The sequence below is a fragment of the Shewanella sp. TB7-MNA-CIBAN-0143 genome (assembly GCF_040310065.1).
Taxonomy (GTDB): domain Bacteria; phylum Pseudomonadota; class Gammaproteobacteria; order Enterobacterales; family Shewanellaceae; genus Shewanella.
Genome location: NZ_JBEOPL010000007.1, coordinates 104,667 through 127,232, shown reverse-complemented (window position 1 = coordinate 127,232; position 22,566 = coordinate 104,667). Strand labels below are relative to the sequence as shown.

14 protein-coding genes are annotated in these 22,566 nt (G+C 42.2%); 6 read left to right on the top strand and 8 right to left on the bottom strand.

The window, feature by feature from the left end; all coding sequences use genetic code 11:
* Positions 1 to 74: 74 nt before the first annotated feature.
* The 3 genes from AAEY97_RS07830 (at position 75) to fusA (ending at position 8,737) form a co-directional block, all read left to right on the top strand.
* A complete protein-coding gene (locus AAEY97_RS07830; RefSeq protein ID WP_192115420.1) occupies positions 75 to 4,628 on the top strand; it encodes an ATP-binding protein in 4,554 nt (1,517 codons plus the stop codon).
* 153 nt (positions 4,629 to 4,781) lie between these two features.
* Positions 4,782 to 6,251, top strand: a complete 1,470-nt coding sequence (locus AAEY97_RS07825) for a diguanylate cyclase (RefSeq protein WP_192115786.1) — start codon at positions 4,782 to 4,784, stop codon at positions 6,249 to 6,251.
* A gap of 392 nt (positions 6,252 to 6,643) precedes the next feature.
* A complete protein-coding gene (gene fusA, locus AAEY97_RS07820; RefSeq protein ID WP_101086185.1) occupies positions 6,644 to 8,737 on the top strand; it encodes an elongation factor G in 2,094 nt (697 codons plus the stop codon).
* A 106-nt stretch (positions 8,738 to 8,843) separates the two neighbouring features.
* Here fusA and AAEY97_RS07815 read toward each other — a convergent pair whose 3' ends face one another.
* Positions 8,844 to 9,728, bottom strand: coding sequence for a LysR family transcriptional regulator (locus AAEY97_RS07815; RefSeq protein WP_192115421.1), 885 nt, complete (start codon positions 9,726 to 9,728; stop codon positions 8,844 to 8,846).
* 94 nt (positions 9,729 to 9,822) lie between these two features.
* Between AAEY97_RS07815 and AAEY97_RS07810 the strand changes: the two genes are divergently transcribed.
* Positions 9,823 to 9,975, top strand: a complete 153-nt coding sequence (locus tag AAEY97_RS07810) for a hypothetical protein (RefSeq protein WP_174839623.1) — start codon at positions 9,823 to 9,825, stop codon at positions 9,973 to 9,975.
* A gap of 134 nt (positions 9,976 to 10,109) precedes the next feature.
* Here AAEY97_RS07810 and AAEY97_RS07805 read toward each other — a convergent pair whose 3' ends face one another.
* The 7 genes from AAEY97_RS07805 to serA all read right to left on the bottom strand — a co-directional run bounded on the left by AAEY97_RS07805 (position 10,110) and on the right by serA (position 20,489).
* Positions 10,110 to 10,541: a nitrate reductase cytochrome c-type subunit gene (locus AAEY97_RS07805; RefSeq protein WP_101086183.1), complete on the bottom strand. Its 432-nt coding sequence runs from the start codon at positions 10,539 to 10,541 to the stop codon at positions 10,110 to 10,112.
* Positions 10,542 to 10,642: 101 nt separating this feature from the next.
* The gene (napA, locus tag AAEY97_RS07800; RefSeq protein ID WP_101086182.1) at positions 10,643 to 13,126 is read right to left on the bottom strand and encodes a nitrate reductase catalytic subunit NapA; all 2,484 of its coding nucleotides are present in this window, start codon (positions 13,124 to 13,126) and stop codon (positions 10,643 to 10,645) included.
* A 377-nt stretch (positions 13,127 to 13,503) separates the two neighbouring features.
* Positions 13,504 to 14,682 carry a lipocalin-like domain-containing protein gene (locus tag AAEY97_RS07795; protein ID WP_335690609.1) on the bottom strand — a complete coding sequence of 393 codons (1,179 nt, stop codon included), beginning with the start codon at positions 14,680 to 14,682 and terminating at the stop codon, positions 13,504 to 13,506.
* A complete protein-coding gene (locus tag AAEY97_RS07790; protein ID WP_162022263.1) occupies positions 14,679 to 17,276 on the bottom strand; it encodes an ABC transporter permease in 2,598 nt (865 codons plus the stop codon). Before AAEY97_RS07790 ends, AAEY97_RS07795 begins: the two co-directional genes overlap by 4 nt.
* 4 nt (positions 17,277 to 17,280) lie before the next feature.
* Positions 17,281 to 17,985 carry an ABC transporter ATP-binding protein gene (locus AAEY97_RS07785; RefSeq protein ID WP_101086180.1) on the bottom strand — a complete coding sequence of 235 codons (705 nt, stop codon included), beginning with the start codon at positions 17,983 to 17,985 and terminating at the stop codon, positions 17,281 to 17,283.
* Positions 17,986 to 18,130: 145 nt separating this feature from the next.
* Positions 18,131 to 19,093, bottom strand: a complete 963-nt coding sequence (ygfZ, locus tag AAEY97_RS07780) for a tRNA-modifying protein YgfZ (protein WP_101086179.1) — start codon at positions 19,091 to 19,093, stop codon at positions 18,131 to 18,133.
* Between the two features lie 166 nt (positions 19,094 to 19,259).
* The gene (serA, locus tag AAEY97_RS07775; RefSeq protein WP_101086178.1) at positions 19,260 to 20,489 is read right to left on the bottom strand and encodes a phosphoglycerate dehydrogenase; all 1,230 of its coding nucleotides are present in this window, start codon (positions 20,487 to 20,489) and stop codon (positions 19,260 to 19,262) included.
* Between the two features lie 192 nt (positions 20,490 to 20,681).
* On the opposite strand from serA, the gene AAEY97_RS07770 reads away from it, so the two are divergent.
* Positions 20,682 to 21,305 carry a DUF2238 domain-containing protein gene (locus AAEY97_RS07770; RefSeq protein ID WP_162022264.1) on the top strand — a complete coding sequence of 208 codons (624 nt, stop codon included), beginning with the start codon at positions 20,682 to 20,684 and terminating at the stop codon, positions 21,303 to 21,305.
* Between the two features lie 481 nt (positions 21,306 to 21,786).
* Complete coding sequence (locus tag AAEY97_RS07765) at positions 21,787 to 22,455, top strand: helix-turn-helix transcriptional regulator (RefSeq protein WP_101086176.1); 669 nt, start codon at positions 21,787 to 21,789, stop codon at positions 22,453 to 22,455.
* The last annotated feature ends 111 nt before the right edge of the window (positions 22,456 to 22,566 follow it).

Sequence of the window (22,566 nt, the reverse complement as noted above, 5' to 3'; positions counted from 1 at the left end):
ATTTACCCATTAACAAAGTTATATTTACGGGCTAAAAAAATTTTTCAGAGGCTATATAAGCAGAGGATCTAAGGATGACCAGCAAAAAGCAGCCCGCTAACAAGACTCAAGCACTATCGGCTGACCCACTTTTCTTACAAGCTGAACACTTGGCTAAAGACTTTTCATTATTTCCTGCTCATAACAAGCAGAGTTTATCTGAAGAAGTGAAAGGATTATTAACAGAAGATTCCATTCAATCAAACTTGAAGAGTTTGGCATCTTTAGACGTTGACGGTTATGTCAATAAAGTTATTCAACCGACTTTGGATAAAAACCGCCCAGGCGCGAAGCGTATGATCGCTGACTTAAAAGGCAAGATTATTGCCGAAAGTCATATCGGACCGTTTTACCGTGCTGAAGTGGAACTTAACTTTGGTACTCGTACTCGCCGTATCGGTTTTATTGCGCAAGAGCGCACGACCGCAAACGGTGCATGGATGCCAGAACACCATCTTGCAGCATGTAAGGCTATCCGTCACTTCGCAGAATTGTCGATGCCAATAGTATATTTAATTGATACTCCTGGTGCAGATGCTGGCGAAATTGCCAATAGCCAAAATCAAGCGCATACCATTTCTAAAGCGATTGCTGAAAGTGCTAATGTTGATGTACCGACTGTCGGTATTGTGATTGGTGCAGGCTATTCAGGTGGTGCAATTCCATTAGCTGCAGCGAACATTTTACTATCTGTACGAGATGGTATTTTTAACACCATTCAGCCACAAGGTTTACAGAGCATTGCGCGTAAGTACAACTTGTCATGGCAGGAATGTGCTAAATCGGTAGGCGTGTCACCAGAAGAGTTATATACCGCTGGGTGTATTGACGGCATTATCGATTTTACTCCATCAGATAAAGATGAGCGTCAGCATAATTTCCGTCGTGCGATTATCAGTTCTATTGAAGCCGTTGAACGTGCAGCAATGAACTTTGTGCGCGAATCTACCGATTTAAAAGAGCATTATGATCGCAGTTTACAGCGTTATTTAGCGCCGTCGGCTAATCTGCTCACACTTGAAAATAATACCCGCTTATCGGTCGCCAATAACCCAACGATGTACCACAATATTTTTGGTAGTGCATATCGTTATTTGCGTTATTTGACCTTGCGTAGCCGTATTCATTCAATCTCACAAGAACAGTATGGTCGCTTATCAAAAGTGAGCGTGCCAGAAGGTGATTTGTTAGCGCGCATTAAGCAAGAACAGGAACGCGTGTTCCAGGCGTGGTTAACCAACCCAGATAAGCTTGTTTACGATGAAGAACTGAATAAACTTTGGGGTACATTCAGCGCTAAACGTAAAGACATTTCTGCCGAACGTAACGTGATTACACGTTTTATTTTGGGTGAACCAAAAGAGAACTATAAAAAAGCACGTAAAGCATTGTTATTTAACATTGGTTGGTCGTTATACCATCGCTGGAAAAGTAACGCCGCTAACAATTTCAATGGCTTAATTAAGCATTTAGAGTCACTGCCTAAATCTACAACGCAAGCTCCATGGCCTGAGCTAAGTCAGCTTACTGTATTGGATATTGTGGTTAACGATGAATTACGTGCTGATTTTATTTGGCAGTGTCATAACGTGCTTATCTTCAATGCGCTATATGACAATGTCGTAGGCAGCTTGGCGTCAATTTCGAAAGAAGCCATGATGTCAAAAAGTTTATCTCGTGAATCAGTGGATAAATTACTCCACAAATCGATTGATAACGCATTATCGACAAGCGACAAAGCTAACGACAAGAGCAAGTTCTATAAGTGGCTTAAATACTTTATGGATCAATCGAATCGTGCTGAATTGCTTACTCGTGTAGAGCAATGGAAGAGTGTGGGTTTCCCGCAGTTAAACGATTCGCTGTTTGTAATCTTAACTTATTTCTTCGAGCGTCTATTACCAGAGTACTTTGATAGTGAAGATGAACACGATAAATACACGGGGACAATTAACCCTGTACGTATTGGTCGTCGTAAGGATTTTTGGAACCGTTTAACAATGGGTTACCAAGACTTACTGATCCAAAAAATTCTTCGCGAAGAGAAAAAACAAGGCAAGATGGGCTGGGAAAATATTATCAAACAGTTCTTTACTAAGTTTGATGAAATTGATGCCGACAAAATGTCAGCTAACATGCTTAACTTCCCTGGTTTCCGTTTATCGATTGAAGATGCTATTGATAAAAAGATCCGCCCTTGTGGTTTAATTACCGGTCTGGCTGACTTTAATAATAATGGCAGTAAGTTACGTGTTGGTGTTGCCATTTCAAATACGGCATTCCAAGCGGGTGCATTTGATATGGCCAGTGCTGAAAAATTCAGTTCGCTATTAATTGAATGTGCAAAGCGTAAATTACCGGTTATTTGTTTTATCAGCTCTGGTGGTATGCAAACTAAAGAAGGTGCAGCGGCATTGTTTTCAATGGCGGTCGTGAACGATCGTATTACGCGCTTTATTCGTGATAACGAATTACCGGTATTGATGTTTGGTTTTGGTGATTGTACTGGTGGTGCTCAAGCCAGTTTTGTAACCCATCCTTTAGTGCAGACTTACTATCTTTCTGGCACCAATATGCCGTTTGCTGGTCAAATGGTGGTACCTGCGTACTTACCATCTACAGCCACATTGTCTAACTACTTATCTAAAGTGCCAGGGGCAATGACGGGGTTAGTTCATAATCCATTTAGCGACACCTTAGACACTCAGTTGTCGGGTATTGATCCACTGATGCCATTACCGACAATTAAGATTGAAGACGTGATTAGCAAAGCGTTGTCGACTTTAGTGCCTGAAGTGATTGAGCTAGAGGACGTTATTGTACAGGACGATCCTCGTGCATTGATGAAGCCTATCCATAAAGTACTAGTGCATGCTCGTGGTTGTACGGCAGTTAAACTGATTCGTAAAGCACACGACAACAACATTAATGTGGTGTTGGTGGCCTCAGATCCAGACATGACATCTGTTCCAGCAGATATGCTGAAAGATACTGATAAACTTGTGTGTATTGGTGGTAATACATCAGATGAAAGTTACCTCAATGCTTACTCAGTATTGAAAGTCGCTGAGTATGAAAACGTTGATGCGTTGCACCCAGGTATTGGTTTCTTGTCAGAAAGCCCACAGTTTGCGGCATTATGTGTTAACAATGGGGTCAACTTTGTTGGTCCTAGCGTGCATTCAATGACGACCATGGGTAACAAATCTAATGCTATCCATACTTCTCAAAAGCAAAATGTGCCGGTTGTTCCTGGTAGTCATGGTATTTTGACAAACGCAGAACAAGCCGTGAACGTAGCGTCTGAAATTGGTTATCCTGTGCTGTTAAAAGCGGTCCAAGGTGGTGGTGGTAAAGGTATTCAGGTTGTTAAACGCCCTGAGGACATGATTGGTTTCTTCCAGAAAACTGCGACAGAAGCCGCCGCTGCGTTTGGTAATGGTGATTTGTATTTAGAAAAATACGTTACCTCATTACGTCATATTGAAGTGCAGTTACTGCGTGATAAATTTGGTAATACCAAAGTATTGGGTATTCGCGACTGTTCAGTGCAACGTAATAACCAGAAAGTGATTGAAGAGTCTGGTTCGACTATGTTGCCTGAAGAGCTCAAGCAGCGCGTGATGGAGTACACTCGTGCGTTAGGTGAAGCGACCGATTACATGGGCGCAGGTACCGTTGAGTTTATTTATAACTTAGATGCTAACGAGGTGTACTTCATGGAGATGAACACACGTCTTCAAGTAGAGCATCCGGTGACTGAAGCGACATCGGGTATTGATATTGTTAGCGCGCAGTTTGATATTGCTGCGGGTCGTTCAATTGAAAATCTACAGCCAATAGACCAAGGTTACGCCATGGAAGTGCGTGTGACTGCGGAAAAAGCGGCGCTTGATAGCCACGGTATTCTTCAGCTTATTCCTAATCCTGGTAAAATCACTGAATGTGTATTGCCTCAGCGTGACGATGTAGAAATTATTTCGATTGCAGCAGCGGGTAAGGAAGTATCGCCATACTATGACAGCTTGATCGCACAGATCATTATACGAGGTACTGACCGTGCCGACGTTGTGTCTAAAATGTATGCCTACTTAGATAGCGTAGTGATTAAAGGTATTGCGACTAACATTCCATTGTTGAAGCTTATCCTTAAAGATCCAACCTTCAACGAAGGGGTGTATGACACAAACTACTTGCCACGCTTAATGGCTGAGTTAGACATTCCAGCACTGATTGCTGAAATGGAAGCGGCAGCAGAAGCGATTGAGGTTGATACTGAATCATTACGTGTTGGCGAAAGCAACGAGTTGAAAGTATTGGCTCAAGGTGCAGGTATTTTCTATACCTCTCCAGCACCAGGTGAAGCAGACTTTGTTAAAGAAGGTGACATTGTCACGGTTGAACAAACATTGGCATTGATGGAAGCAATGAAGATGTTCTCTCAACTAACGTTAGCGGGCTTTAATCGTCAAACAGGTGTGTTATATCCTGAAGACCAAAAGTATCGTATTGAACGTATTCTTAATAGCAATGGACAGCAAGTTTCACAAGGCGACTTACTGTTTGTTATTTTGCCAATCGAAGCGTAATACCTACGATTGATTATTGAATAAAATACCCGCTATTTAGCGGGTATTTTTTTGTCATACTTTCGTATGTTGTAATACACTTAAGAGTATATACACTTTTGGTTCAACTAATTTGTTGGACCATATTGTTGGAGCATACTATTTTGAAAAATGATGCGAACATTGAGTCGACTTGAGTTCTCTAGCGTATTATTGATTACGCTGTTGATATTCATTAATTTGATTAACGCTAAGCATGCCAGTGCTTCGGTGGTTGAGAGTCAGTCTGCCATCAATTCAAAAAACCGTAATATCATCCGTTATTGTGTTGATCCCGATTGGTTACCTTATGAAGCCATTGTCGATGGCCGTCATACTGGTATTTCATCTGATTATTTAGCATTATTAACCGACTATACCGATTTGACTTTTGTGTTAGTGCCCACCTCGTCTTGGCGACAGAGTTTAGAATTACTCAAACAAGGTATATGCGAGTTAACCCCCATTTTAAATCAAACCCCCAAACGCGACGCCTATCTCTCTTTTAGCGATATTTTTTTTAAATCTCCAAACGTCTTGGTGTCATTAAAATCCCAACCTTTTTTACAAGGCTTTGAAAACATCGGTGATCGCTTATTGGCTATACCCAAAGATTATCGTCTAGTGGAATATATCCAACAATTTTACCCGACTATCAATACCGTGTTGACTGATAATGAGCGACAAGGATTGGAAAAGGTGGCTAACGGTGACGCGGATGTCTTCGTAGGGTCGATGTTTTCTGTTAACGCGTATATTCAACAACACGGGTTAACCTCGCTAAAAATAGCGGGTTGGGGTGGTCCTGAAGATGAGTTACGTATTGGCGTTACTCATGCAAAGCAAGGTTTGCTGCCACAGATTAATGCTGGATTGGCAAAAATCACTAAGGCAGACCATATTTCAATTTATAAAAAATGGCATAATATTACTGTTATTGAAGACATTGATTACAGCCTAGTGATCCAAGTGGTGACTGCTCTAGGAATGTTTATCTTATTTCTGCTTTACCGAACAATGTGTGTGAGCAAGTACAACCTTCATTTAGAAACCAACAACAAGCAGTTGCAAAAATTACAGTTAGAGCTGGAGAAGAAAAATTGCGACCTCGATTTTTTGGCTCAACATGATCCGCTGACAAAATTGTATAACCGCCAATATTTTAATCAAACCTTTTTAGATGATGCAAGGCAGCCGCTGAAAAAAATGGGTCAGAACAACAAGATGAGTTTGATCATCATGGATATTGATTTATTTAAAGCAATAAATGACCTGCATGGACATGCAATTGGAGACAAAATATTAGTTCAAGTCGCACAAGTATTACAAGCATCAGTAAGGGAACTTGACGTTGTAGCCCGGTGGGGCGGTGAAGAGTTTGTGGTGGTTTGTCAGCATGTACAGTTACACGATGCCACTGAGCTTTGCCAACGAATTACTGATGAACTTAGTTATTTTCATTTTTATCACAATATTAACGTGACTTGTAGTTTCGGGATTGCCTTATTGGGCGAGAATGAACCTATACAAGCTTGCTTTGAACGAGCCGATGCCGCGTTATACAAAGCTAAGCAGTCTGGGCGTAATCAATATTGTAGTGCGTAGATAAAAACCACATCTTGCTGGATGTTTGTGCCATTAGCAAAAATCGATCTTTATGTGAATAAATGCATATTTGTTGTGGTGTGATGTTGTTTCGCGACATTATGTGGCTCTAAAAATGCCGATTTAGGTATTTCATCTAAAATTTAACATTTTTCGGTCAAATTACTCCTAAGACTAAAAAATAATCTACTATATTTTAGTCAATTGTTTTATATGCAATTTATAGCATTAATTGAGCTTTTTTATGCTAAAAACAAATAAATATTGCAACAGCTATTTGCGCCCAGCAAGGTTCCAATTTACAATATGCGCCTTAATAACCTGATGTGCGGTGTGTCGGTTCTTTTTCGCATGCTCCGTCTACTTCTTAAACTAATCATTAAAGTTGAATCATGACCGAATTATCCAAATACAGAAACATTGGTATCTTCGCTCACGTTGACGCGGGTAAAACCACGACCACCGAGCGTATCCTTAAGCTAACCGGTAAGATCCATAAGATCGGTGAAGTACATGATGGTGAATCAACCACAGACTTCATGGAACAGGAAGCTGAGCGCGGTATTACCATTCAGTCTGCAGCGGTAAGCTGTTTCTGGAAAGATCACCGTTTTAACGTTATTGACACTCCTGGCCACGTTGACTTTACAGTTGAAGTTTATCGTTCGCTAAAAGTGCTTGACGGCGGTATCGGTGTATTCTGTGGTTCAGGCGGCGTTGAGCCTCAGTCAGAAACAAACTGGCGTTATGCTAACGATTCTGAAGTTGCGCGTATCATCTTCGTAAACAAGTTAGACCGTATGGGTGCTGACTTCTTACGTGTTGTTAAGCAAACTAAAGACGTATTAGCGGCTAACCCATTGGTTATGGTTTTACCAATCGGTATCGAAGACGAATTCTGTGGTGTTGTTGACCTACTAACTCGTGAAGCTCACATTTGGGATGATACTGGTTTACCAGAAAACTTCGAAATTAAGCCTGTACCAGCTGACATGGTTGACATCGTTGAAGAATACCGTGAATTGCTGATCGAAACTGCTCTTGAGCAAGACGATGCTTTATTAGAAGCTTACATGGAAGGTGTTCAACCATCTATTGAAGACGTTAAGCGTTGTATCCGTGCGGGTACTCGTACAATGGCTGTGTTCCCAACATACTGTGGTTCAGCATTCAAAAACAAAGGTATGCAGTTATTGCTAGATGCCGTTGTTGATTATTTACCTGATCCAGTTGAAGTTGATCCACAACCTCTAACTGACGAAGAAGGTAACGAAAATGGCGAATTCGCAATCGTTGATGTTGATGCACCTTTTAAAGCATTAGCGTTCAAGATTATGGATGACCGTTTTGGTGCGTTAACTTTCGTACGTATCTACTCTGGCCGTTTGAAGAAGGGTGACACCATCCTTAACTCATTCACTGGCAAAACAGAACGTATTGGCCGTATGGTTGAGATGCAAGCTAACGAACGTAACGAACTTGAATCAGCACAAGCTGGTGACATTATCGCTATCGTTGGTATGAAGAACGTGCAAACTGGTCACACTTTATGTGATCCTAAGCACCCTTGTACACTAGAAGCCATGGTATTCCCTGAGCCAGTTATCTCTATCTCTGTTACGCCAAAAGATAAAGGCGGTTCTGAGAAAATGGGTATCGCTATCGGTAAAATGATTGCAGAAGATCCATCTTTCCGTGTAGAGACTGACATTGATTCTGGTGAAACCATCCTTAAAGGTATGGGTGAACTTCACTTAGACATTAAGGTTGATATTCTTAAGCGTACTTACGGCGTTGACCTAATTGTAGGCGAGCCTCAAGTTGCTTACCGTGAAACTATCACTAAAGAAATTGAAGATAGCTACACGCACAAGAAACAGTCTGGTGGTTCTGGTCAGTTTGGTAAAATTGACTACACTATTCGCCCTGGCGAGCAAAACACTGGTTTCACTTTCACTTCTAAAGTGGTTGGTGGTAACGTACCTAAAGAATTCTGGCCTGCTGTTGAGAAAGGTTTCAAGAGCATGATGAACACAGGTACTATCGCAGGTTTCCCTGTGTTAGACGTTGAACTTGTGCTTCAAGACGGTGCTTTCCACGCAGTTGACTCGTCAGCTATCGCGTTCGAAATCGCTGCTAAAGGTGCTTTCCGTCAATCTATGCCTAAAGCCGGTGCACAACTTCTTGAGCCTATCATGAACGTTGACGTATTCAGCCCAGATGACAACGTTGGTGACGTAATTGGTGACCTTAACCGTCGTCGCGGTATGATCAAAGATCAAAACGCTGGTGTTACAGGTGTTCGTATTAAAGCTGACGTACCGTTATCAGAAATGTTCGGTTATATCGGTTCACTACGTACAATGACTTCAGGCCGTGGTCAATTCTCTATGGAATTTGCTCATTACAGCCCTTGTCCAAACAGCGTTTCTGAGAAAGTTGTTGCTCAAGTTAAAGAACGTAAGGCTGCTGAAGCTAAGAAGTAATTCTAGTTTCGACTTGCCCATAAAAACCGTTGCCTAGGCAGCGGTTTTTTTATGTCTTTTTTATGTGATTTCTACGATATTAAATGGTTATGACACAGTATTGATATTATTCATGACTGTTTCTGCTGAGCGTTAATAGCGCTTGGGCTGGTGGGGTTAACGGTAGGTTCTCTCGCCATATTAAAGCCAGATCCCAGGTCATTGCCGGTTGCATAGGTTTAAATACCAGTTTGCTATTGGTTAGCCGTTGGCAAATGGGTTCGGGTAAAATCGCGACGCCTAAGTTAGCTTCAACCATTGCGGCTAAAAAGTCCCACTGACCTGTTCGAAAGGCGATATTGAGGTTTACACCAACTTTACGGCTTAAATAATTAATTAACTTTGCTAATGAAAAGTCTTCGTTGTAAAGAATGAAGGGATAAGATTCAAAGTCTTGCCAGCGTATGTCAGCATTGTTAGCGAGTGGGTGGCCTTCTGGTAAGCAAGCCAGTAAGGGATATTTAGTCAGAAGTTGACTTGCTAACTCTGTTTTATGCGTTGTCGGAAGTGCAGTAAAGGCTATATCTAGACTGTTGCTCAATAGTGCTTGCTCGCAACCAAATCCGCCATACTCGTACATCTGTAATTCGATTCCGGGATATTTTCGTCGATAATCGGTCAGCAAAGGAGTGATTAAACTACTCATCATAGGGCAGACACCAAGTCGTAATCGTCCTGACTTCAAGCCACTGAGGTTGTTAATACCTTCTTGTAGTCGATGCCAATGGCCTAAAATTTCCCGTGCACTTTGCTCAAACAATTGTCCTGCTTGGGTTAATTCTACTGTTTGGTTATTCCTGATAAGCAATTGCTCACCAATGTTGTCTTCTAAACGTTGAATGGTTTTTGTCAGTGTCGGTTGGGTCATAAAACATTTTTGTGCCGCCCGGGTAAAGTTTTTGGTTTCAACTATGGTGAGAAAGGTCTGTAAGGTCTTGATTGGGATGTTCATGCTTAAATGGAATCCTCTCTATGGTAATTATTCATTTTACCTATGAACCCTAAACGATTACTTTGAACTCGTTAACAAAAACGGAGCAATGGTTATGAAGTCAACATCAAGTTTATGGGTCGGTGCATTATGGCAAGCGGCGATGCCTGTGAAGCATGAGATACAATCACCTAATACGTCACAAACATCAGCAGAACCGAGTTCGCCAGTTACACAGCAGACATCTAAACCAACAAACCCAGCCTAGGCTGGGTTTTGTTTTTAGCCCTTTTGTTGTTCGGACTTGTACCGTTTTAACACTGACACTGATAAAAAAATGCCACTTCGATTGAAGTGGCATTGCTCAAATTGAGGAATGGGGGGAATTTATATCTTCACTAATTACTTTGTCGTAAATGTGTTTTCCACTAACTCCTGTTTATTATCTGCTTGTGCAACATGGCACTGTACGCAGAAGTAGTTCATGCCATTTAATGTGCCTTTGTCATCTATAACGTGTGACTTCGCCACTGGCGTTGCTTTCATTCTTTTTGCTTTATCCCAGCTATGGCATGTTAGACAGCCATTTTTGTCTGTAGTGATGCTATAGCTATCTTTGTGAGGGATTAACGGCGGTTGTTCTGCAAAGCTGCGCGCGATAGCTTTTCCTCTTGTAGGGTAGGTGGCGATAGCATCAGCAGGTGAGTTGTCGGTTATGGCGACGTTACCTACACGAGACTCTACTTTTACAGGAGTATTGTCTGCTACGGCTTGTTGTCCAGAATATGCGCTAAGGCTTAATAGTATGGCCACGACGCTAAGTAATTTTTTCATTTTCATCTCCGTTACATCCTAATGAATGTAGAAATCGAGTGTCGCAGCTGTCATGGTGTAATAATCCAGTGACAGCTGCAGCAATTAATATAAAAGCAGTATTAGGCTTTAAATATTTTTACTGGACACTTTTTGAAATCAGTTTCTTTTGATAATGGGTCAGTTGCATCCAAAAGCAGCTTGTTGACTAATTGTTTAGCGTCGAAGAATGGCATAAAGACCACCCCTCTAGGTGGCTTGTTGCGACCTTTGGTTTCCACTCGGGTGTTGATTTCTCCACGTGGTGATGCCACGGTAACCTCGTCCCCTTGGGCTAACCCACGTGCTTTAGCGTCAGCAGGATGCATAAAGACTTGAGCACTTGGCATTGCTTTATGCAATTCAGGTACGCGAGCGGTCATTGACCCTGTGTGCCAATGTTCCAGTACTCGTCCTGTTGACATCCACAGATCAAATTCTTCATTAGGCTCTTCTGCAGCGGGTTCATAAGGCAGTGCAAATATGACGGCTTTCCCATCTGGTTTACCGTAAAAATTGAAGCCTTCACCGGCTTTGACATAAGGGTCACTGCCTTCAACGAAGCGGCGGGTAGTTTCTTTGCCATTAACGACAGGCCAGCGTAATCCTCGCGTTTGATGGTAAGTGTCAAAGTCTGCTAAATCGTGTGCATGGCCGCGACCAAATTGAGCATATTCTTCGAAAATACCTTTCTGCAGGTAAAAACCAAAGTGTTCGTTTTCATCGTTATAAGCACCTTTACAATCGCTGGTAGGGAACTTATTGATTACGCCGTTAGCAAATAACACTTCATATAACGTTTTATCGGCTAGCTCAGGTTGTTTAGCGATTAATTCAGCAGGCCAGACTTCACTCACTTTAAAACGTTTAGAAAATTCAACTAACTGCCATAAATCAGACTTAGACCCTTCAGGTGTTGGAACAAGCTGATGCCAGAAATGGGTACGGCGTTCCGCGTTACCATAAGAGCCTTCTTTTTCAACCCACATTGCGGTTGGAAGAATTAAGTCTGCGGCCATTGCCGTGATAGTTGGGTAAGGATCCGAGACCACAATAAAGTTTTCTGGATTACGGAAACCTGGATAAACTTCATCATTGATATTAGGACCAGCCTGCATATTGTTAGTACACATAGTCCAATAACAGTTTAATTTACCATCTTTAAGCATACGGCTTTGCAGTACGGCATGGTATCCAGGTTTGGCTGGAATAGTGCCGGCAGGGACTTGCCAAAGTTTTTCAGTAATTTCACGATGTTTATCATTGTTCACCACCATGTCAGCAGGTAAACGATGTGAGAATGTGCCTACTTCACGAGCAGTACCACAAGCTGAAGGTTGGCCCGTTAACGAGAATGGGCTGTTGCCCGGAGTGGCTATTTTACCGGTGAGTAAGTGGATGTTATAGAGCATGTTATTTGCCCACACACCACGAGTATGCTGGTTTATACCCATGGTCCATAAGCTCATCACTTTGATGTTAGGGTCGGCGTAAGCTTTTGCCATAATCTCAAGTTTGTCAGCCGGTACGCCGCTCATTTTAGCTGCGTATTCTACAGTGTAAGTGCTAACGAATTTAGCATACTCGTCAAAGCTAATCGGTTTGGCATCACCGCTACCTGGGTTTTTAGCTTTCTTTTCCAATGGATGTTCAGGGCGCAAGCCATAACCAATGTCAGTGGTACCTAGGGCAAATTTAGTGTGCTTGCTAACAAAGTCTTTGTTTACGGCTTTGTTTTGAATAATGTAGTTGGCAATATAATTTAAGATGACTAAGTCTGTTTGAGGCTTAAACACCATGGCATTATCTGCTAAGTCAAAGCTACGGTTCTCGTAAGTAGAGAGTACGTGTACGCGGGCATCTTTATGGCTTAAGCGACGGTCTGTTAAACGTGCCCATAAGATGGGATGCATTTCTGCCATGTTGGCGCCCCACAATACAAAGTGGTCAGCGGCTTCTAAGTCATCATAACAACCCATGGGTTCATCAATCCCGAAGGTACGCATGAATCCGCCAACAGCTGATGCCATACAATGGCGTGCATTAGGGTCGATATTGTTGGTCAGAAAACCTGCTTTATGAAGCTTAGATGCGGCGTAGCCTTCCCAAATGGTCCATTGACCAGAACCAAACATCCCTACAGAAGTTGGGCCTTTTTTGGCTATGCTGGCTTTCCATTTTTCGGCCATGGTATCAAAGGCAACGTCCCAACTTACTGGCGTAAAATCACCTTCTTTATCATATTTTCCATCTTTCATTCTGAGTAATGGCGAGGTTAATCGGTCCTTGCCATACATGATTTTAGATAAGAAATAACCTTTAATACAATTTAAGCCTTTGTTAACAGGGCTTTCAGGGTCGCCTTGAGTGGCAACAATTTTACCATTTCGAGTACCCACTAAAACACTACAACCTACACCGCAAAAGCGACATGGGGCTTTATCCCATTTTATTTCACTTTTACCTTCTGCAGCTTGAACGATATTAATTGGAATAGCGATACCCACGGCCGACGCTGCTGCGGCAGCGGCGTTGGCTTTTAAAAACTCGCGACGACTGATGCTCATGGTGTTCCTCACTCTTAGAATGTTGTACTTGGTACGTGATAGTCATTGGAGGTGACGTGATAGAGTGAGTCTAGACCTTACTAATAACATGGGTATACCTCAGAATGGGTATAGTGGTTAATAGTTGTGCAAGGTCACATTTTTCAGCGTGATGTAAATCTCATTTTAACAATTAGGTAAATGCTGTTTTAGAGATTGCTTGTAAAGCGTATTGTGCTTGAGATGCAGATTATTTGCGGATTAAAAGCCCATTGGTGCTCTGTTGCTAACATGGTACCAAGGAATGGGGAATTGAGATTTTGAGAGGTATGATCTTTGTAGGTAGGCCAAGGCTTGCTTATCTTCGAGAGCGCATTCCACTCGAATGGTAAACAGGCCTAGTAACCCGTAAGCTCCATATAACCTTGACCTTGGTGGCTGCCTTTAATCGTAATGGGGCCTTCCCAATATGAGGTTGATACTGGCATGTCGCTGTTGGGGTTAACGGCTTGAGTTGTGACGTCGATGGCTTCACTGTTAATGTTAATTCGCCATGCAATAGGATGATTGCCTAATGCCGTTTGTTGCCACTGAGTGGGTTGCATATCGATATCATTAGGGTTGTCTCGGCTATTAATATTGTGACCACTACCATCAGCGAACATCCTTCTAGCACTGTAAAAATGTGCTTGGTCATTTTCGCCGCGCAGTCTAAATGCCATTAACGTTGAGTTGTCGTCTAAACGCAGTGAAAACCAATCCCAACCTTGCTGGGCCTTGGTTAAAAATTGTGAACTCCATTCGCGGTCAAGCCAAGCTTTACCGCTGACTTTTTCAGTAACACCATGACGGGTAACTAGACCCGTTACATCAATAAAGGGTTGGCTGTAATAATAAGATGCCACGCTTTGGTCTGCACTTTTGCTGCTATAACCTTTATCGCCTTGTAATTGCAGAGGTTGCTGACTGTTTAGCTGTAATTGATAACTAAACTTATCACTAGCGACATTTAATGTGGCCGGAAACAGACTGTCAGACTGACTTAACCATTGCCAGTTTTGTAAATGTACTTCAAATGGTTGTGGTTTAACGCTTGCAAGTTGTGGGTGGCCTCGTGACCATTTTTCGGCCATTAAATGTTCAGTATTTGTGGTTACCGCGGCATGTGCCATGTAAAGCTGATTGGTCACCCAATTATTCGTTGTTGTCGCTTGAGGGCTTACTGGTGGTGTCATTCCGATACGAAATTGAGTCCATTGCACGCCTACATCTTCACCTGCAGCGGTGGTCAAGTTTGCGGTTAAATACCACCACTCAATTTTAAAGTCATCGTGAGCTAAGTGGTCTTGCGGAAAGAGTAAGGTTTTACCTTGAATTACTTCGCTATAACCTTCAGCAGAAGCTGACGACATACTGCTAATGGTAGACTGTTTTACTGCAACATTTTGCTGAGGAGAGCAAGCCACTAGCAATGCGCTAAGAGGAAAGACAATGACCATCAACCATTGCTTCTGCACTCTGTAGCTAACAGTTTTGAACGCGACGTTGAGTACGCTCTTGAAAGTGAAAGAGGTCATAGTGCTTCCTGTTGCAAGCTGGATATCAAGGGTTTTCTGGTTTGCCAATACAAAGGTAAACACACTGCAAGTAAACAACTGACCACAGCAATGATCACCACTTGAGCATATGCCGCCCAATCCCACACCATGGCGATGCTCCAGCCAAATGCTTGTAACGTGACTTTATGAATTAATAAATAACCCAGTAACGCGCCTGTCGGTAACGCGACCAAGCAGGTTAATAACACGATAAATAGCATTTGCACTAACACCATCATCCGTAATTGATTACGACTAACACCTAGAGCATACAAGCGGGCTAATGGTGCTTGCCTCGCTTGCGTTAGCATCATACAGGCACTGAATAAGCCAATGGCAGCTACCAGTAAGGTTAAGCTATTAAGCACTACAGTGATTGAGAATGTTTTATTAAATATGTTAATCGCTTCAGTTTTAATTCGCTGCTGGCTGTACATGTAAGCAGAAGACAGATTGATTTGCTGGCTAATATTGTCTTGTAGTGGAGTAATATCACCTTGATAAGACACGGCTAGGCTAATGGGTTTGGCGGGTAATTGAGATTGCTGCCATAAGGACTGAGTAATAATCGCTTCGCCTTGGGGATTACCGTAATCGTAATAAATTCCGCCAATGTTCAAGCTAGCTTGACCAAGTTGCGATAGCTGAACTTTATCGCCTATATTGAGTTGGTATTTTATCGATAATGGTTCACTTATCATCAGGCTTTCACCTGCTGTGAATGTTGTCCAAAAGTCATCGGCTGTGGTTTTAAATACAGTTGTTTCGGTTAAAGACAAATGGTCACGACTGACAAGGTGGATAGCAACCTGTGTTTGCGGCGTTTCAATTCGATTAAGGTTGCTGTCGACAGTCCATTGCTCATAAATCGCTTCAACCTTGGGATCTTGTTCCAATAATATCGTTAATGTATCGATTTGGTTCGGATTGGGTCTAATGTATAAATCTGCATGCAAACGGGCATCGAGCCATTTTTTTAAGGTAATTTCAAAACTCCCCACTAAGGTGTTCATGGCAATATTGGCACACAAAGCTAGCAGCATTGCCATCATCGCCAGCGCGAGAGGAGCAATAATCTCTTTGGTTTCGGCAATCACGTATTGCCACAGTCCTTTAGGCATAAATGGACTGAGTAAGTTAACTCCCCAATGTAAAAATTGAGGTAACAATAACGGAATCGCAACCGAGAGAATACCCAGTAATACTAGGCTATGGCGATACTGTTCGGTAAAGGCGAAGGCGATAGTACACACTAAGATTAGCAATGCTGCGATGATAAATTGTCGCCAATGAATAATGCCGAATTGTTGGCTTTGTGGTTGTTTTTGAGCCCCTTGCGCAAGTGGGGTGTTAATCAGGTTTATCAGCATGGGAATACAAGCAGCAAATGCCGCTGACAAGGTTAATATGAGTGCTTGTGCAAACCATTGCCATTGCCAGTTTCCGGGTAATAATTTGGCGCCATAAAGCTGTTCAAGAGTGATGGCGACCATAGGTTGTAGCCATTGCGATAATTGCAGTCCGACAATAAAACCTAATACACAGCCAATAAACACTAAACAGACTATTTCAATGCTTAGGGCAAGCATGATGGTGCGCCTATCGAGCCCTTGCTGCATGATTTGCACCAGCAATTTTTGACGCTTCATTAAGCTATAACGAACCCCGTTGTAGGCAATAAATAAGCCGACAACAAAGGCCAACATGCTCATGGCATCAAGATTAAGATGAAAGCTGGCAGTGAGGGCGGTAAGCGATTCGCCTTCACTCGTTTGGGTGGTGAAATTTAGCTTACTGGTATCAATACCTGCTTGGGTTAGGGTGTTCGTTAATCGAGCTATCAATTGCTCATCTGTTTCTGATTCGTTTGGGTCTGAGATATTTGCATTTGAAGAGGGTGAATCAAATACGGCAACGTAACTTAACTTACCCTGCATATTCAGCAAGGGCTGAGCGAGTGAGATATCGGCCAAAATTGCCGAACCAAGCCCCCACGAATCATCAATGGCAACGAGTTCAACAGCAGTGTCGTTCAGTATTATGCGGTCAGTGTTGTTGGTCACTTTATTCATACGTTCGCGCTGGCTTGCCGACATTAGCACTTTGGGTTTGCCTGCCAGTAATTCTGCTAGCGGAATATGCGTCGCTGTTATCGATGAGCTAGCACCTGATTTTTGCTGTTGCATGTTGCTGGTCATAGCGGCAACTACATCACTACTATTAACCCGCCATAATCGGCCTTGTTCATCGGTTGCGATGCCTTCAATGCTGGCAATGGTATTGAATCCTGCATTGGCTAATGCAAAATAAACTGCCTCATCAATACTGCTTTCTGTACGGTGGCTAATCGATAAGCGAGCTTGTTGGCTCATTAGTTCGGATACATTGCCATAGCTTTGTTTGGCGTTTTCGTTGGTGGCGTATACGCCAATCAGTAACGTTACCGCGAGCATGATGCCCAGTAAAATAGCACTGGCTTGCAGGGGGGCATGACGATAATGGCTGGCAAACAGGTGCAAGCATAACCTTAAGCGCTTAATTGAGAATAAGTATGATGAAGAGTTAGTTGTCATTGGCTTACCCTTGCAATGTCATGTCAGCAGGGTTAATCACAATCTGTTGATTTTCGACGTGCCAGCGATGCTGCATAAATGCGGCACATTGTTCGCTGTGAGTCACCATTAAAATACAACAGTTGGCTTGTTGAGCGAGTTCAGTAAGTAGTTGCATGACTTGTAATCCGGCGTGTTGATCAAGATTACCTGTCGGTTCGTCGGCTAATATGAGTTGTGGTTTGTGAGCTAATGCCCGCGCGATAGCCACTCGCTGTTGTTGCCCTCCGGATAAGTTTTCAACGTTGCGGTCTAACAATGGCGTTAATCCTAGCTGGTGGCAAAGTTCATCACACCAAGGGCTCCATGCTAACTGATTTAACGCCAGTGAAAATTGAATGTTGTCGCGCACATTTAATGGTGTGAGTAAGTTAAATTGTTGGAATATAACCCCGAGCGACTGACGTCGATATTGGCTCCATTGCTTATCTTGCCACTTTGTCACCGATCGCATGTTATCAGCCTGACGGATTAACATGTCACCGTTGTCTATGGTTTCAAAGCCACCAATGATATTCAGTAAGGTACTTTTACCGCTGCCGCTAGGCCCGGTTAATGCGATAGTTTGACCTTGCTGCAAAGTCAGGTTGACGTGATTAAGCACCGAATGAAATGACTCGCCATCGCGGAACCCTTTACTAATATTTTCTAAGGTGACGATAGTAGTCATAGTCGCTCCATAACGAATTAGCTTAATTGAAGTTCTGAATAAACAGAGTAATATTATCAATAATATACGTGATATAGATCATTAATGTTCAAAAAATAAAAAAGCGAGCCAATGGCTCGCTTAATGAAGATACAACATCAATTAATTAAGCATCTGCTAAAGAATATGGCAACTCGATAATAGTTAGCTGTGAGCTTTCATCTCCGGTAATACGAAGTTGAGCGTTGTTTTCGGTATCATTTGGCAACACCGCGGTAAGCAGTACCTTGTCACCATATTGGACACATTCAATGATATTGCCACCACGACGGAAGCCGCCTTCAAGGGCAATTTCTAATTGAGTGTCAGTGCTGATGGTTTGCTTGGTAGTACCAGACAAAATATACAATGCACGTTTATTGCCACCGCGATATTTCATCCTGGCAATGGTTTCCTGGCCCATGTAACAGCCTTTGGTAAAGCTAATGCCATTAATGGCTTGCAGGTTGCACATTTGCGCAACGTACTGGCCGGAATGAGCGGCATCTATGTTTGGATAACCGGCTTTAATTTCCAATGCTTGCCATGCACTTGCAGCAAACAATGTTTGTCCCGATTGGCTGATAATGGTTTGTGCTGCTGCATTGTTAATAATGGCAATAAAACGTTCACCATCACGAATAATCACACCTTGCTCAACAAGGTTAAGTGGTTGCGATACATCGCCAAAATGTTCAGTTGCAAAGGCTTGTGCTTTTGGGCCAGCAATACCCATTATTTGATAATCATTACTGACATCGGCGAGTTCGGCTTTACTGAATACAGCGTATTTTTGTAACTGAGGTAAATCCAAGCTTAAAGTACTTTTTGGCAGTAACATGAATAAGCTATCGCCGATTGAAAACCCACGGAAACTGGCGAGCATTTTACCTTTAGGGTCGCAATGAGCACCCCATTTCCACTCGTTTGTGCCAAGGGAGGTAATATCTGTGGTGACTTGGCCATGAATGAAACTGCGCCCTTGCTCACCAGTGATTTCGATTAACCCCATATGCGTCAAACTTGATAACATTAATTCAGGAGACGTGGCGATAAAATCCCAATCTGGTTGGTTTACTGAAATGGTCATAACTATCCCTAACGTGTGAATAAGACGGTATGGTTGGAGTGTAACGGATTAATAGAATGCTCAACAGGGGGCTATGGTTTTAAAGCCAATAAAAAAGCTACCTTGTGCACAAGGTAGCTTTTTTAGGAAGACAATTAACTCAAGTTAATTGCTTATAAAAGTCAGTTTAAAACAATACCCGCGCACGGATAGTGCCTTCAATAGATTTTAATTCAACCAATGCTTCTTCTGCTTGATCAGAATCGACTTCCATTACCACGTAACCAATTTCAGCAGTGGTTTGTAAGTACTGAGCAGCAATGTTAATGCCTTTTTCAGAAAACGCTTGGTTAATTTTAATCAATACACCAGGACGGTTTTGATGAATGTGCAATAAGCGTGAGGTACCGCTATGTTGCGCTAAAGACACTTCAGGGAAATTGACCGCAGACAGGGTAGAACCGTTATCTGAGTATTTCACCAGTTTGCCAGCCACTTCTACGCCGATATTTTCCTGTGCTTCAGCAGTACTACCACCAATATGCGGTGTGAGTAATACATTGTCTAAGCCACGCAGTGGAGAGATGAATTCATCATCATTCGACTTAGGTTCTACCGGGAATACGTCAATCGCAGCACCCGCAAGATGTTCTGACTTCAGGGCATCGGCTAAGTCTTCGATATCAACAACAGTTCCGCGAGAGGCATTGATAAAGAAACTGCCTTGACGCATTTGAGCAAATTCAGCTTTAGCGAACATGTCTTTAGTTTGCGGTGTTTCTGGTACATGCAGGCTAACAACGTCTGCTTGGGCCAATAACTTGTCCATAGAGTGAACTTGAGAGGCATTGCCTAACGGTAACTTATCTTCAATATCAAAGAAAATCACTCTCATGCCCAAGGTTTCAGCCAAAATACCCAGTTGAGTACCAATATGGCCATAACCAATCACACCTAAGGTTTTACCACGGACTTCAACACTGCCATTAGCACTCTTCAACCAACCGCCACGATGTGACATGGCATTGCGCTGTGGAATGCCACGCATCAGCATGATGATTTCACCAATCACCAATTCAGCAACACTGCGGGTGTTGGAGAAAGGGGCGTTGAAAACAGGAATACCCAGTTTCTCGGCCGTGGCTAAATCGACTTGGTTGGTGCCAATACAAAAACAACCAATCGCAACCAACTTTTCTGCACGGTGTAATACTTCCGCAGTAAGCTGGGTGCGGGAGCGTAATCCAACAAAGTGAGCATCTTTAATTGATGCAATCAAAGCCTCTTCGCCTAACGAGGCTTTATGGTATTCAATGTTGGTATAACCTGCACGTTCTAGTACATCGACCGCAGTTTGGTGGACGCCCTCCAACAGCAGGATTTTGATCTTATCCTTGTCAAGCGAGTGTTTCGCCATGATATGGGTACCCTCTTATCATTAAATGGTGCTTAAGCTAATGGTTATACTAATGCTTATACTAATAGTTATGATATAAATGCGGACTTCCGGCGCATTATCAAAGTAGCACTTTTTTAAGCGCTTGTAGAGGGCTAGATGGCTAAAGTTTATATTCTAATTTGAGAACAATATCTCATGGAGAGAATTAAGATGAAGAGTAAGGTTATATGGATAGGGATTTATCTATTAGTACTGTTGTGGTCAGTTAGCGCACCTAAAGATATGTTCACTTGGTGGTTAGAAGCGATACCTGCGTTAATCGCATTACCTATTTTATTTTTTAGTCGTAAAAGCTTTCCTCTGACTACGTTAGCTTATGCACTTATTTTAGTGCATTGCTGTGTGTTATTTGTCGGTGCACGTTATACCTATGCTGAAGTGCCGTTATTTGACTGGCTAGCGCAAGTGATGGGCGGCGAGCGCAATAATTACGATAAAGTCGGCCATTTTGCTCAGGGTTTTATTCCGGTAATATTAGCTCGCGAAATATTTATTCGTAAACATGTCATGCAAATAGGTGCTTGGTGTCAGTTTTTAGCAGTATGTTTTGTGTTGGCGTTTTCAGCTTTTTACGAATTAGTTGAATGGTGGGTTGCCATTGCTACCGGTGAAAATGCCGAGGCATTTTTAGGCACTCAAGGATATGTTTGGGATACTCAATCTGACATGTTTCTAGCATTAATTGGTGGGGTATGTGGCTTACTGTTGTTGTCGTCTCTTCATAATAAACAAATAGCGACCAAAATGGCGCTTAACCAGCAGTCTTTATCATAAGGCTCACTTAACTTATTTAGTTAGCTTATTTTGTCATAAAATGAGTAAATTTGGCTGCTAGCATTGATGAGAGATTGATGATGTTGATCGAATTGAAAGTATGAGCTTATCAGTCTTGGGTTAGTGATAAAGTCTACGCAAAGTCAGTCAAATTTACTATTCATACTTTAGACTTACATAATAGTCATATCAACTAACAAATTTTTACTATGCTTGCTGTATAGGAAGGTTTTTTATTATAAGAATCGTGATTGATAATGACCGACTTAACCTAATAGCCACTTTTTTGGTGAGTCGATTTATCTCGTAACGCGATTAACGAATGAAGAAAGAACATGCTCTAATATAACGACAAAAAGTAAACTATCTGCTCAGCCTAGTTTTGAAGGCTAGTAAACGTATTTCATTTACATATAGTATATAGCCTCAGGATGTGCTCAAGGTATGTTGAGTAATAATGTACTTTTCAGGGAGAAGAGTGATGAGTTCAAATATTGATGAGTTGGTGTTTTTGCACCAAATCGCAGCACCTTGCCATTTAGCTATTTTGGCAGAATCTATCGGGTTGAAAACTCGAATTGTAAAACATGCGGCTGAGCTTGAGTTAGAAAAAAAATCCAACAACTTTTATCTTGTTTCACAAAAAGGTGCGGCCTTAGACAGTAAGGGCATCCCGTTACTGGTATCGCGTTTAGTGGAGCATGTCCCTGTAGCATTGTACCAAGTTGAACGTGGATCACTTGATCAAGAGTCAGCATTACTCTTAGGCGTACGGGGTTTGTTATACAGTGATCAACGCATGGACTTAATGCTGACGGGTCTGCGTAAAATGGTTTCTGATGAATTGTGGTACGACCGTCCACTGATCAGTAAGATTTTTAGACGTTTAGTCCAGCAACTCGATACCAACGTTGAAATCCCTGCAGATACCGTGGCCATCCTCCAAAGATTAACAAGTCGAGAAAGAACCATTATTCAGCTTGTTTCTAGCGGTGCGCGTAATAAAGAAATTGCCCAGCGTTTGTGTATTAGTGAACATACTGTAAAAGCGCATATCTCATCTATTTTCCGTAAAACAGAGTCTCGTAACCGAGTTGAGTTATTGCGTTGGGCACAGACCTACCAAAGCCATTGCGAATTAGTGAGTTAACGTACATATAGATTTAGTGAATAACTATAAAAGGAGCTTAGGCTCCTTTTTAATGGGTTAATGTTATTGATCGCGTTTTTCTTTCAAAAAGGTAAGCTAATCAGTACACTG